At 47.6% G+C, this 13,979-nt stretch carries 9 protein-coding genes; 6 read left to right on the top strand and 3 right to left on the bottom strand.

The features are described from left to right. The first annotated feature begins 1 nt into the window (after window position 1). The 4 genes from DXT99_RS06305 to DXT99_RS06290 all read left to right on the top strand — a co-directional run bounded on the left by DXT99_RS06305 (window position 2) and on the right by DXT99_RS06290 (window position 6,086). Entirely contained in the window at window positions 2-1,873 is a 1,872-nt protein-coding gene (locus DXT99_RS06305; RefSeq protein WP_115564697.1) for a M61 family metallopeptidase, read from the top strand. 363 nt (window positions 1,874-2,236) lie between these two features. Further along, window positions 2,237-4,567, top strand: a complete 2,331-nt coding sequence (locus tag DXT99_RS06300) for a TonB-dependent receptor (RefSeq protein ID WP_115564696.1) — start codon at window positions 2,237-2,239, stop codon at window positions 4,565-4,567. Then, window positions 4,564-5,373 (top strand): DUF4249 domain-containing protein, encoded by an 810-nt coding sequence (locus DXT99_RS06295; RefSeq protein WP_115564695.1) that lies wholly within the window; start codon window positions 4,564-4,566, stop codon window positions 5,371-5,373. Before DXT99_RS06300 ends, DXT99_RS06295 begins: the two co-directional genes overlap by 4 nt. A gap of 284 nt (window positions 5,374-5,657) precedes the next feature. Next, window positions 5,658-6,086: an IF-2B domain-containing protein gene (locus DXT99_RS06290; RefSeq protein WP_115564694.1), complete on the top strand. Its 429-nt coding sequence runs from the start codon at window positions 5,658-5,660 to the stop codon at window positions 6,084-6,086. A 253-nt stretch (window positions 6,087-6,339) separates the two neighbouring features. On the opposite strand, the gene DXT99_RS06285 is transcribed toward DXT99_RS06290, so the two are convergent. The 3 genes from DXT99_RS06285 to DXT99_RS06275 all read right to left on the bottom strand — a co-directional run bounded on the left by DXT99_RS06285 (window position 6,340) and on the right by DXT99_RS06275 (window position 10,759). Continuing rightward, a complete protein-coding gene (locus DXT99_RS06285; RefSeq protein WP_449577941.1) occupies window positions 6,340-7,152 on the bottom strand; it encodes a purine-nucleoside phosphorylase in 813 nt (270 codons plus the stop codon). A gap of 236 nt (window positions 7,153-7,388) precedes the next feature. Further along, complete coding sequence (gene sppA, locus DXT99_RS06280) at window positions 7,389-9,152, bottom strand: signal peptide peptidase SppA (protein ID WP_115564692.1); 1,764 nt, start codon at window positions 9,150-9,152, stop codon at window positions 7,389-7,391. 338 nt (window positions 9,153-9,490) lie between these two features. After that, complete coding sequence (locus DXT99_RS06275) at window positions 9,491-10,759, bottom strand: replication-associated recombination protein A (protein ID WP_115564691.1); 1,269 nt, start codon at window positions 10,757-10,759, stop codon at window positions 9,491-9,493. Between the two features lie 162 nt (window positions 10,760-10,921). Between DXT99_RS06275 and DXT99_RS06270 the strand changes: the two genes are divergently transcribed. Further along, a complete protein-coding gene (locus DXT99_RS06270; protein ID WP_115564690.1) occupies window positions 10,922-12,523 on the top strand; it encodes an FAD-dependent monooxygenase in 1,602 nt (533 codons plus the stop codon). A 197-nt stretch (window positions 12,524-12,720) separates the two neighbouring features. After that, window positions 12,721-13,979: serine hydrolase domain-containing protein (locus DXT99_RS06265; RefSeq protein ID WP_147294179.1), on the top strand; the 1,259-nt coding region annotated here is incomplete at its 3' end.

Below are 13,979 nucleotides of genomic sequence, written 5' to 3'. Positions count from 1 at the left end.
CATGACCCTAAAAACACCACTACTCTTCCTATTCAGTTTAGGCCTTTTTTTTTCAGGATATGCCCAGCAGCAAGACACCGTAACCAACAGGTATACTGTAAGGATAGATCTGACAGAAGTAAGAGACGACAAGGTACCGGTGAGCCTGCAGGCCCCTCCTATCAACCAGAGCGAAATTATTTATATTATGCCGAAGATTGTGCCGGGCACTTACTCTGTTTCGGACTTTGGCCGGTTTGTAACAGATTTAAAAGCCTATAACATAACCGGAGACACGCTTGCTGTAACGCAACTGGATACAAACCGCTGGCAGATCAGCAATGCCTCTGACCTGGATCGCATCACGTATTGGGTAGACGATACTTTTGATGCACAGCGGCGTGAAGAAGTACTTTTTGAGCCGGGCGGAACCAACATTGAAGAGAATCAGAATTTCCTGCTGAACCCATTTGGCTTTGTAGGTTACTTTGAAGGCATGAAGCAGGTGCCTTACCAACTGAACATCACAAAGCCGGAAGACTTCTATGGCTCTACCTCGCTGCAGGCTGTGGTCTCTACCGACACCTCTGATCATTACCTCTTGCCAAACTACATGGAACTGGCAGATTCGCCGCTGATGTATAACCGCCCGGACACGACGGTGCTGGAACTTGGCGATACAGAAGTACTGGTATCCGTCTATTCCCCTTCCGGCAGGGTAACTTCCGAGCCCATCGCAGCCAATGTAAAGAGTATTCTGGAGGCACAGCGCAGCTACTTAGGAGGCACTCTGCCAGTGGATAAATATGCTTTCCTGATTTACGTGCCCGAGCGTGTCGGGAAATCCGGCTCGTATGGTGCACTGGAGCATTCTTATTCTTCGGTATACTTTCTGCCAGAGATGCCGGAGGAGCAGTTTAGCAGTACCATCCGGGATGTGGCCGCACATGAGTTCTTCCATATCGTGACGCCTCTCAGCATCCATTCTGAGGAAATCGGCAACTTCGACTTCATCAACCCTCAAATGTCGAAGCACCTGTGGCTGTATGAAGGAGTAACAGAATACTTTGCCTCACATGTTCAGGTCTACGAAGACCTCATCGACCTGAACGAATACCTTCAGAAGGTGCGCGAGAACATTGTTACTTCCAGAGCTTATTATAACGACACCCTGCCTTTCACGGAGATGAGTGCAAACGTACTGGAGGAGTACGAGGACCAGTACGGCAACGTGTATCAGAAAGGAGCACTTATTGGCCTGGTACTGGATGTAAGACTGCGGGAGCTGTCAGGAGGCACGTATGGCCTGCGCAACCTGATGCTGGACCTGGCCAAGACCTATGGTAAAGAGAACGCTTTCAAGGATGAGGAGCTGTTTGATAAGATTGCAGCGCTTACGTACCCGGAAATCAGGGAGTTCTTCAGCAGGTATGTAGAAGGCGCTGAGCCCCTCCCCCTGGATGAAACGTTCCGGAAGGTTGGCATCCGGTATGAGCCAACAGCTACACAGCAGATCATCTCATACGGCGATTTCACACCCGGCTTTGATGAGGAGGCGAATAAAATTATAATAGCTGAGACAGATGAAATGGATGCCTTCGGACAGGAAATGGGCTTTAGGGAAGGGGATCAGTTACTGGCACTGAACGGCACCGAGATAACTCCTCTGAACATACGGGAGGTAATAGGAGAGCAACTACAGCAGGTACAACCCGGCGAAAGAATAACGATAACGGTTGGACGTGAAAACTCCAGCGGCAAAATCAGGAAAAAGAAGCTGAGAGGCAGGGCGATTTCCCGCGAGCGTCAGTCGCTGCACGTGCTGGAGCCAGACCCTACCGCGACACCTGAGCAAAAAGCACTTCGGGCAGCCTGGTTGAACAATGAAGTCTGAACCTATTTGCTGCCACAACAAACAACGCCATTAGTATAAAATAAACCTATGAAAAATTTTGCTCCCAAAGCCCTCCTTAACAAGCCGGGCGGGCGGGCCAAACATTAGCTTAGCGGCAGCCGCACATAATCAGTGAAGGATAATTTTCATTATGTTCCTAGGTTTTAAATACCCTACTGTTTTATTATTTTACCAAAAGCCGCACCAATAGTGCGGCTTCTTTTATTTACCTTCAAATAATTTAATCTCACAGACAAACCATTTGTAACTTTTATGGGTTAAATCTGTACTTAAACTAAAATTATTTATTCTGTATTCCGTTAATGAATATTACAGCTACACAAGTATAACCATCGCTTCCTGATGCGCTTTTATCACCTTTATAGTATTTTTTTCTTACTGCTCTTTACAGTACCTGTCCTCGCTCAGAGCTTTCAGGTGCGCGGCTTTGTACGTGACGCCAACAATGGCGAGCCACTGATAGGAGCCACCGTATCCGTTCCGGCACTTGGTCTTGGTACCAGCACAAACGAAGAAGGTTTTTATACACTCAGCCTGCCCGAAGGTGAGCATAACTTACAGGCGACTTATATCGGCTATAGCAGCTTTTCGCGTAGCACCCGTGTTACAGGCGGAGCGCAACAACGCATAAACTTTACCTTAGACCCTGCTAAAACGGAACTGAAAGAGGTGCAGGTAGAGGCAAACAGCCTGCGCCAGAAGCTGAACGATACCCGCATGAGCGTGGAATCTCTTTCCTCACGCGAGGCTAAACTTCTGCCGGCACTATTTGGGGAGGTAGACCTTGTAAAGACGCTACAGCTAAAACCCGGTGTACAGTCCGGTGGCGAGGGCACTTCCGGCATGTATGTGCGTGGCGGGGGGCCAGACCAGAACCTGGTGCTGGTGGATGACGCCCTTATCTACAATCCTTCTCACCTGTTCGGCTTTTTCAGCGTGTTTAATCCTGATGCTGTAAAGAGTGTGGACCTCTACAAAGGCGGGTTTCCCTCTCAATACGGAGGCCGTCTATCTTCTGTAATGGATGTAAAACTGAACGAGGGTAACAATGAACGTATTGGAGCAACAGGTGGCATTGGCCTAATCGCCTCGCGCCTTACAGTAGACGGCCCTATCATTAAAGATAAACTCAATTTTACAGTGTCGGCCCGGCGGACGTATGTGGATATTTTTACGCGGCAAATAAACCGTTTAAGTGAAGGCAATGCAGATTACGACCCCATTCCAGACTACTATTTCTACGACCTGAATGGCAAGCTAACCTATAAAGTAGGCAAAAACGATGAACTGACGTTGAGCGGCTACCTCGGCCGCGACATCTTCGGCTTTAACGACGACAGATTCAAATTTGACTTTAACTGGGGCAACACAATGGGCACCCTTCGCTGGAGGCATAAATTTAACAACAGCTTGTACGCCACCACCTCTATCTACAGCACCGGTTACCGGTATAGCATTAACAATTCCATCGACGTTTTCAGTGCAAAACTAACTTCTGCTGTACAGGACTATACTTTTAAAACAGATTTTGACCTCTTTGTGAAGGGCGGGCATAGCATTAAGTTTGGTGCAATGGCTACCAGCCATCATTTTACCATCGGCCGCCTTAACTTTGAGTCTGGCGATAGTACCCAGTCTATCAGTACAGGTACTAACCTTTCAGGCACAGAATTCGGAGTGTATGCCTCTGATGATTACCAGGTAAGCGCGCAGTTGTCGCTGAATTATGGGCTACGGTTTTCAGGCTTTAACAGCGGCGGCAAAACCTATACTGCCCTGGAGCCACGCGCTGCCGCTAAATACAACTTAAGCGAAAGCACCTCTCTGAAAGCCAGCTTTGCCAGCATGAAGCAGTACGTACACCTGGTGTCTAACTCAGGGGCATCTTTGCCCACAGATATCTGGTACCCGTCTACGGAGGGTGTAGAACCGCAACGCTCCCAACAGGTAGCAGTAGGCCTTAACAAGCTATTTGGCAGGGGCAAGTATATGATAACCAACGAGGTGTACTATAAGTGGATGACGAACCAACTGGACTTCCGTGATGGTGCGAACCTTTTCGTGAACGATAACCTGCAGGATGAATTTCTCTTTGGTATAGGCAAGAGCTACGGCAACGAAATCTACCTGGAGAAAATCAAAGGCAAAACGACCGGATGGCTGGGATACACCCTCTCCTGGACGTACAGGAAGTTTGACAGCGAAAACGATCTGGAAGACATCAATGAGGGACGGTGGTTTCCGACACGTTACGACCGACGCCACGATATCAGCCTAGTGGTGCTGCACCAGCTCAACAAGCGCCTGAGCGTGACAGGAGCCTTTGTATTCGGCACGGGCAACGCTTATTCTATTCCGGTGGCACGTTTTGTTTTCCAGGATGTGGAAGGTGAGGACCCCAACGTGATTCCGATTTACGAAGATCGGAACTCTTTCAGGCTGGCCCCTTACCACCGCCTGGACTTAAGCGCTGTGTTAAAACTGAAACCGAAGCGGGGTGAATCAGACCTGACCTTTAGCGTGTACAATGTGTACAACCGCCGTAATCCATACTTTATATATTTTGAGCAGGTAAGAGACGAAGAAAGAAGAGAGACCTTAGGTTTCAAGGCAAAGCAGGTAGCGCTTTTCCCGCTTGTGCCGTCAATTACGTATAATTTTAGATTTAAATGAAGTTAAAGCACACCCTATTTTTCCTGCTGCCGTTCATCGCTGCTTTCTATGGCTGTGACATGGATAAAGACATCAGCATAGACTTGCCAACATATAACCCGCAACTGGTGGTAGAGGGTTACCTGGAGCCTGGCAAGCCCTACCGCATAGCCGTGCAGGAGAGCGCCAGCTATTTCGATGCTCCAACTCCCCCCCTTGTACCAGACGCGGAGGTAGTTATCACCCACAATGGTCGTCGCATTAATCTTACCTATAAGCCGAGGCTGGATAATCGTACAGGGTTCCTGTACACGCATAGTTCAGAAGAAATCATGAATGGGAAACCAGGCGATATCTATGGCCTGGAAGTAACAGACGGAAAAGGCCGTAAAGTAACTGGTTTTACCACCGTTTTACCGTCAGTGCCGATAGATACGGTCGAGTGGCGATTTAATGATGAGGATGAAGCACTGCTGCTGACAACTTTCCAGGATGACCCCGACAAAGAAAACTATTACCGCTACATGACGCACCGCGACAGCCTGAACCATGACTCAGACAGAGAACTGTTCAGTTCTGACAAGTTGAATAATGGCAAACTGATAACATATGGTTCCAACTATAGGTATGAGCGGGATAGTAACCTTATTGTTACGCTGTTCCACATCGAAAAACAGTACTACGACTTCCTCTCTTCTACGGACAATGCCAAGGATGCCAACGGCAACCCTTTTGCCCAGCCATCAAGAATCAGGTCATCGGTGCAGGGTGGCCTCGGCATCTTCACCAACCTAGCGTTAGAACGCAAAACGATTGTCATAAAGTAAGACGTTATCAAGCAGAGATTTTAAGGGGGCAGTAATTCTATAATATAAATTATATCTATATATTTATGTTATCTTCATAGTAAAGGGAAGGAACCTGCTTACCTATGGGATGAATGCATAGTGCCCTCAACGCGCTGGCGTAATTTGAAAGGTTTTCCTGTTTCTAAATACCTGCATCCTTCACTGTGACAGGAATGCTCCGCCTGGCTTTTTCTGTAGCAGTGTTACCTGTTTGCCGGCCCTTTTTGTGCTGTGAATGCTAAAAATATTATTGATACCCCCACATGAAGAAAAGGATATTCCTGCTTGTGCTGCTTACCTCACTATTCATAGCAAAGGAAGGCTTTAGCCAGATAAACGTTTCTTATCACCAATCAAACCTGCCCTTTCTAGCAGTCGGCTACGAGTTCAGCAAATGGACGCCTGAGTTTAGGCTTAGCACAGATGTTTTCACTGAAGACATGAGCGCTGAAGTGGTTGTTCCCTATAAAATTATCCGGAAAGAAGACTACTACCTGGATGCCGGACTAGGCTTACGATTGGGTGAGTTTAGTGGCGTATTACTACCAGTAGGATTAAGCGTCTTCCCTTTTGAAAAGAAGCAGTTTGGCTTTCATACAGAAGCAGCGTTACTCACAAACATAGGCTCAGAAGTAGACATGATATTCAGAGGCAGTTGGGGTATCACGTTCCGGTTCAGAGAAAGGCAGTAGAGTTAGAGAGTTAGAGAGTTAGAGAGTTAGAGAGTTAGAGAGTTAGAGAGTTAAGGTATACTGCTTGCCCCTGCAGGAGTGTTACAACCGCTCCCGGACTGGCGCGGGAATCTATCCCGTGACGTTCAGTGGGTACGAGTCTCCAGACTCGCTTGTACAAATAAAAAGTTAAACTGAAAGAGGTAAAAACAGTCGAACAGACTGTTTTTACCTCTTTCAGTTTAACTCTCTACCCCTCTAACTCCTAAACTTTCTAACTTCTCTTCACCAGCTCCCGGATAAGCATGGTCAAACGAGGTTCGGCTATGGCTGCAGCCTCCAGGATATCGGCTAGCACCACTTTTTTAATTCTGTCTGGAGTGCACATATCCGTAATTACGGAAATAGCGAATACTGGCATACCCATATGGCGAGCCGCGATAACCTCGGGCACAGTAGACATTCCTACAGCATCAGCCCCAATAATGCTCAGGTAACGGTATTCTGCTTTCGTCTCCAGCATGGGGCCCGGCGCACTGGCATATACTCCTTCGCTCAGGTCGAAGTCAGCATCTTCTGCAATCACCATGGCTTCGCGTATCATGTCTTCGTCATACACTTCGCTCATATCCGGGAAGCGGGGGCCCAGCTCATCTATATTCTTGCCGATTAGGGGATTGCCTGGCAGCAGGTTAATGTGGTCCGTAATCACCATCAGGTCGCTGGTGTTAAAGCGTGGGTTAAGACCACCTGCGGCGTTAGATACAAACAGTTTCTTTACTCCCAGCAGCTTCATCACGCGCACAGGAAAAACCAACTGCTCCATTGTATACCCTTCATAGTAGTGAAAGCGCCCCTGCATCACCACCACCCTCTTTCCTGCCAGCAAACCTAAAATCAATTTACCTGAATGGCTCTCTACTGTAGACACCGGAAAGTTTGGAATATCAGCATAAGACAAAGTATGGTAAACTTCTACTTCGTTCACCAGTGCACCTAAACCAGTGCCAAGTATAATCCCGAATTCAGGCACAAAACCCTCTGATTTACTTTGTATATAAGAAGTGGATTCCTGTAAGAGCTGCATCATATGTTTTTGATTTTGAAAAATTAAATAAAGAAAGACAAAACCTGAGTGAGTGTATGAACGAATTCAATTTCAATTAGCTGCATCCGCAGTCAAAAAAGGTGGCTTGCGAAAGGCTGCTAATTGGTATTGCTTTTGCAGTAAATTTGCAAAAAATAGGCGGGCTTTAAAACAAAAGCCGCTACCAGAGGGAATCTGGCAGCGGCTTTTTGTTATAGCACAAGGTTTCTTCTGACTTATTGAAGAGTCAGGTCGTAAGGCATTCTGGCCTGTGCTCCCTGCATGTCACCTACTTTCTTATACAATTTGTAGTAAGGGTACAACTCACCAAGCTCGGCTTTGATAGACTGCTCTTTGGTTTGCGCACCAAAATCACTGAAGAGGTTATTGAAGAAAGACTTACGCTCAGGCATTGCTTTGAGCCGGTAATCGTCTTCTATATTGGCTTTTTTAGCAGCGATGGCAATGGCAGTTTCCAGACCACCATACACATCTATAAGGTTGCGCTGCTCTGCCTCTACACCAGACCATACCCGGCCAGATGCGTACTCTTTCAGCTGGTCCTGGTTCATGCCACGGCCCTGGGCGGCTTTGCTCGTAAAGGTTTCGTAAATCTGGTCGATTTGGTTCTGCACGATCTCCTTCTCCTGCTCCGTCATCGGCCGTGTAATGGTTGGCTGTTCAGAGAAATTACCAGTACTTACATGGTCCACGGTAATGCCTAACTTCTCGTTCAGGAAGCCCTGTATGTTCGGAATCACACCAAATACGCCAATACTACCTGTTATGGTATTCGGGTGCGCCACAATCGTGTCGCAGCCCATGGCAAGGTAGTAACCGCCAGAGGCAGCGTAATCAGACATAGAGGCTATCACCGGCTTCTCCTTTTTGGTAAGCTGTATCTCGCGCCAGATAACATCTGATGCCAGGGCACTACCACCCGGAGAGCTGATGCGCAGCACTACTGCCTTCACATTCTCATCCATTCGGGCTTTGCGCAGGGCATCAGTAAAGCGTCGGCTACCAATGTTGCCTTCATCTCCTTCGCCGTCCACAATATCGCCTTCGGCATAGACAACAGCAATCCTGTTTCTGGAAGTACTTACCTCTACATTATCTTTTACCTTTTTGTATTTAGACAGCTGCACCAGTTCCAGCTTGTCATCCTCAGCCATCCCCATATTACTTTTCATATAGCTGATAGCCTCATCAAAGTATCCGATATCGGTAATGAGTTTATATTCTTTGGCATCGGCAGGGTCACGCACCAGCAGGTTGTCCTGTACGTTCTTCAATTCTGCTACCTCCACACCGCGTGCCTCAGCTATGTTCTGTAGCTGATAGTTGTTAATTGAGTTCAGGAAAGAGTTTAGCTGCTCCCGGTTGGCATCGCTGGCTTCCTCTAAAAAGAAAGGTTCTACAGCGCTTTTATAGGTACCCACCTTAAAGATTTGGGCCTCTATATTCAGCTTGTCCAGCATTCTTTTAAAGAAGAACATCTCAGAACTCATGCCGTTGAATTCAATCGTGCCCATTGGGTTCAGGTAGATTTTATCAGCTACGGAAGAAAGGTAGTATGCTTTCTCAGTAGAAACATCGGTGTAAGAAACCACAAACTTGCCAGACTCTTTAAAGTCAATCAACTCATTTCGGATTTCCTCCAGCTTCGCCATACCGGCATCCACGAAAATCATGTTCAGGAAGATACCTTTCACATTGTCGTCGGTTTTGGCACGGCGGATGGCGGCTTTGATTTGATCCAGACCATCTGAACTGGAGAGAGAGCCGAAGGAAAAGCCAAGTTCAGCAAAAGGATTCTCCGGGTCACGCTCCATTATAGGCTTGTCCAGCTTTAGCTCCAGCACAGAATTCTCGGCTACCGTTACTTCATCAGAAGAGGCTGAAGCGGCGGCAATGGCAAACAGCAACAGAATGGAGATAAAAAAGAATACGAGCAAGCCAACAATAGTAGCCAGCACATATTTCAGGAAATTTAACATGTCGTATCTGGGTTAATAATAGTACGTTTTGGAGGGGCTGTAAACGCCCCTCTATAGTTATATACAAAAATAGGGCAAATTGTTTATCTAGTGTTAACCTTCTCGACCAACTCGACATTTTTATAGACAAACGTTGGGAGTTAGAAAGTTTTTATAAGTTAGAAAATTAAAAAGTTAGAGATTTAGAAAGTTGATATGGAAGAATAGAATCATCAGATTCCAAACCTATCCTGTTAAAAATCAGTACAACTGCAGCCTTTTAACAAGTAGACTTTTCACCACCTAAACTCCAGATCTATTTAACTTTTTAACCTTCTAACTTTATAACATTCTAACTCTCAATATCCATACTTTTTGCCCCACTGCGCCTGCAGTTGCTTGCGCATGTCGTTTTCGCGGCCGTTCTGGCCGGGTTGGTAGAAGGCGGTACTGCTAAGCTCCTGCGGCATAAACTCCTGCTGCACAAAATTGCCTTCGTAATCGTGCGCATATTTATAGTTGTTGCCGTAGCCAATCTCTTTCATCAGTTTGGTAGGCGCGTTGCGGATGTGCAGCGGCACTGGCAGGTTACCGGTTTGCTGTACCAATGCACGCGCATTCTTTATGGCCTTATACGACGCGTTACTCTTAGGGGAGGTAGCCAGGTAAACGGTGCACTGCGAAAGAATAATCTCTGCCTCCGGATAGCCGATCATCTGCACCGCCTGAAAGCAGGAGGTAGCCATGAGCAAGGCGTTGGAGTTGGCCAGTCCAATGTCTTCAGAAGCGGCAATCAGCAGGCGGCGGGCGATGAACTTCGGGTCTTCGCCCCCTTCAATCATGCGGGCCAGCCAGTAAACAGCCGCATTCGGGTCAGAGCCCCGGATAGATTTTATATAGGCTGAAACCAGGTCGTAGTGCATCTCCCCGGACTTGTCGTACATCACGATGTTCTGCTGCGCCACCTGCTTTACCAGTTCATTTCGCACCACCACTTCTTCGTCTTTCACACCTTCTGCCACTATCTCCAGCAGGTTCAGCAGCTTTCGGGCATCACCACCTGATATGGTCAGCAGGGCCTCATACTCCTCTACCCGCACCTTACGGTGGCGCAACCACTCATCCTGTTCCAGTGCCTTATCCACCAGTTCTATCAGTTCGTCCTTCGTCAGGTGCTTGAGGATGTATACCTGGCACCGGGACAGCAAAGCCGAAATTACTTCGAAAGAAGGGTTTTCGGTCGTAGCGCCAACCAGGGTAACGGTTCCTTTTTCCACCGCCCCCAGCAGCGCATCCTGCTGCGACTTATTAAAGCGGTGTATCTCATCGATGAACAGCACGGTACCCTGCCGTTTCTTGGCCTGTTCTATAACTTCCCGTATGTCCTTTACACCGGAGTTGATAGCACTCAGCGCCACAAAGGGCACTTTCATTTGGTTGGCAATGATGTTGGCCAGCGTGGTTTTACCAACACCGGGAGGTCCCCACAGGATCATGCTCGGGATAACACCCCCCTCAATGTAACGACGTAAAATGCCTGTAGGGCCAACAAGGTGCTTTTGGCCATAGTACTGATCCAGGCTGTGCGGCCGCATGCGCTCGGCCAAAGGTGTGTTCGGGTGATTCATCTGCTCTGTTTCTATCTCCGGAATCGGTTAAAGACAAAGCTACGAATTTGAGGGGAAAGAGGTCAGGTATAACAGCTTCTTGTTACAGTTAATGGTACACCAGGTGTAAAAGATGCCTGATAAAGGCTTACAACCTTCTCTAACCGATACAGTTAAAAAATTATGGCTGGGCTACAAGACACTTCTGTACTAATAACCGGGGCAGGTCCTACAGGGCTTACGCTGGCGAATCTTCTGACAAGAATGGACATTCCCTTTCTCGTAATTGACAAGAACGCTCACCCTTCCCGCGAGTCAAAGGCCTTCGCCGTTCAGGCGCGGTCATTGGAAATATTTGATCAGTTAGGTATAGCAGAAAAGGCTGTGGATTTAGGTAGCATTAAGCTAATGCTCAGCTTCCTGTCGAAAGGGAAAAAAGCTGTTACTTTTAACCTGGAAGGCTTGGTACCAAATGAAACGCCATTCCCCTACCTGCTTATACTTGCACAGAACAAGACGGAGCAGCTAATGGCAGAAGCTTTGTCAAAACACAACCAGGAGGTACTGTGGGAGCATGAACTGACGCAGTTAGAGGAACAAAAGGACGGTGTTAACGCCTACATCAGGGCTCCATCCGGAGAAGAGAAAAAGCTACGGTTTAACTATGTGATCGGCTGCGACGGAGCTGGCAGCACTGTGCGTAGAGAAGGCGGCTTTTCTTTTGAGGGAAAGACCTTCTCCCCTACCTTCTACCTCTCCGACAGCGAGATTGACTGGCAACTCTCGCATGATAGCATCTATTTCTCATTCGCGCCCGGCTATATCTCCGGCTTTTTCCCCTTCAGCGAGAAGCACAAATACAGGATTTTCAATTTCATGAACGATGCGGTCCGGAAAGAAGAAGACGAAAAACTTACAGAGAAGGACATGCAGCGGATTGTAGATGCCAACCCCCATGTAAAAGTGAACCTTAAAAACACTGACTGGCTTTCTGTGTTTAAAATCCATGCGCGCCACAGCCGTACGTTCAGCAAAGGCAGGCTTTTTCTGGCAGGTGATGCAGCACATGTGCATAGCCCTGCCGGTGGCCAGGGAATGAACACAGGGATACAGGATGCTTATAACCTGGCCTGGAAGCTGGCGCTGGTGCTAAAAGGGCAGGCAACCCCTCACCTGCTCGACACTTACCACGAGGAACGCCATGTCATCGCTCAAAACCTCATCCACACGACCGACCGCTTTTTTCAATTCCTGATTCAGCGAGGCCCTTTCATGAATACTTTCCGGCTTCACATTTTTCCAGCTGCGTTCAATGCTGTGGTAAAAGTAAAATGGCTTCGCAAACGCGCGTTCAGGCGTATATCACAAATTGCTATAAAATATAGATTCAGCTCTTTAAGTAAACAGGATGCATCAGATGGGTTTAGCAGTAAAGCGCCCCAGGCTGGCGACAGGGCACCCTATGTACAGGTGATATCGAACGGAAAACAATGCAGTATATACAGCCTTTTTAGCCTCCGCAGCTTTACTTTGTTACTTGCCACGCCCCGCCCTGAATTTTCAGCTGTACAGGATGTATGTTACCACCTCACACACCGTGTCCAGCTTCCGGTACAGGTGCAGGTTATCAGAACCTACTCAGAAAACAAAGCCTTTGCCCGTGCCTATGGCGTGAAGAAAGAAGCCATTTTCATCATCCGCCCGGATGGACATATCGGCTTCAGGACATCATCGCTGAACACAGAGGCCATCGAAGAATACTTCACAAAGATCCTGAAAGCCTGATAAGCCTTTTTTACAGGTGTATGTGGAACCGCATCGCCAGGTAAGTGATTTATCAGAATAATATGCTGCTCCTGTTAAACCATGTATGGCATTAAACAACCGGAAAATCACAGAAGTCTGAAAAAGCAGTATACAAGCATAAAACATGGACTGAATTTTCTTAACTTACTCCTCAGATATTAATTAAAAGCAGCTATATGTTACATAAAATTACCTTTACATTTTTGCTTTGCCTGTGCTTCAGCTTCACGTTTGCCCAGAAGTCTACGACAGCTGCTCTACAGGAGGCGAAACCTGAAAAAGCAGGAATGAGTGCTGAACGCCTGCAACGCCTGGATCGGGTACTACAGGAGTATGTCGACAAGAACTACATTCCGGGCGCTGTTGGGATGATTGCCCGCAATGGTAAAATTGTATACTATAAAAGTGTGGGGCATAGCGACGTAGAGGCAAAAGACAACCTGAAGCGCGACGACATTTTCCGTATTGCCTCTCAGACCAAAGCGATTACCAGCGTAGGTGTCATGATGCTGTATGAAGAAGGAAAATTCCTGCTAGACGACCCTATCTCCAAATACATTCCTGCTTTCCGGAACCCACAGGTATTAGATTCCTTCAATAAGCAGGACACCACTTACACTACGGTACCGGCGAAAAGGGAAATCACGATCCGTGACCTGCTCACGCATACTTCCGGCATCAGCTACCCCTCCATTGGAGGCCCTGAGGCAACAGCCATCTATGCCAAATACAACATCCCGAGCGGTATTGGTACTCCTAACAACAAACTTGCAGACGCCATGACTGCACTTGCAAAGCAGCCACTTTTCCACCAGCCGGGAGAACGTTTCACCTATGGTTTGAACACTGACGTACTGGGTTATCTTATTGAAGTTGTTTCCGGACAGCCACTGGATCAGTTCTTCAGAGCACGCATTTTTGAGCCCCTCGGCATGAAAGATACCTGGTTTTATTTACCTGCAGAAAAACATGATCGCCTGGTAAAACTGTACACCGAAGGAGAGAATAAAAAACTACAGCCTGTTTCTGCCAGAGGGGGGCAAAATCCTGATTTTCCAAAAGTGGATGGCTCTTATTTCTCCGGAGGCGCTGGCCTGTCTTCTACCATTCATGATTACGCTGTGTTCTTACAGATGCTGCTAAACAACGGAGAGTATAATGGGCGCCGGCTGTTAAGCCCGGCTACCGTACGCCTCATGACTACCAACCAGATTGGAGAAGTAGACAGGGGAGACAGTAAATTCGGGTTGGGCTTTGGCATTGCTACTGAAAAAAGCGCTGCCAAAATGCCTGTTTCCGAAGGCACTTATGATTGGGGAGGCATTTTCGGCACCACCTATTGGGTAGACCCCGAAGAAGGCATTGTGGCACTGCTCTACACCAACAAGTTTCCGAACAGCTATGGGGATCTGGGAGACAAATTCCGGGTGCTGGT

Origin of the sequence: Pontibacter diazotrophicus (genome assembly GCF_003367245.1) — a bacterium.
Taxonomy (GTDB): Bacteria; Bacteroidota; Bacteroidia; order Cytophagales; family Hymenobacteraceae; genus Pontibacter; species Pontibacter diazotrophicus.
This window is presented reverse-complemented; position numbering and strand designations above follow the sequence as displayed.

Excerpts from the sequence above, each read along its gene's own strand:
- DXT99_RS06305 (WP_115564697.1), top strand. The coding sequence starts at position 2 with ATGACCCTAAAAACACCACTACTCTTCCTATTCAGTTTAGGCCTTTTT.
- DXT99_RS06300 (WP_115564696.1), top strand. The coding sequence starts at position 2,237 with ATGCGCTTTTATCACCTTTATAGTATTTTTTTCTTACTGCTCTTTACA.
- DXT99_RS06295 (WP_115564695.1), top strand. The coding sequence starts at position 4,564 with ATGAAGTTAAAGCACACCCTATTTTTCCTGCTGCCGTTCATCGCTGCT.
- DXT99_RS06290 (WP_115564694.1), top strand. The coding sequence starts at position 5,658 with ATGAAGAAAAGGATATTCCTGCTTGTGCTGCTTACCTCACTATTCATA.
- DXT99_RS06285 (WP_449577941.1), bottom strand. The coding sequence starts at position 7,152 with ATGCAGCTCTTACAGGAATCCACTTCTTATATACAAAGTAAATCAGAG.
- sppA (WP_115564692.1), bottom strand. The coding sequence starts at position 9,152 with ATGTTAAATTTCCTGAAATATGTGCTGGCTACTATTGTTGGCTTGCTC.
- DXT99_RS06275 (WP_115564691.1), bottom strand. The coding sequence starts at position 10,759 with ATGAATCACCCGAACACACCTTTGGCCGAGCGCATGCGGCCGCACAGC.
- DXT99_RS06270 (WP_115564690.1), top strand. The coding sequence starts at position 10,922 with ATGGCTGGGCTACAAGACACTTCTGTACTAATAACCGGGGCAGGTCCT.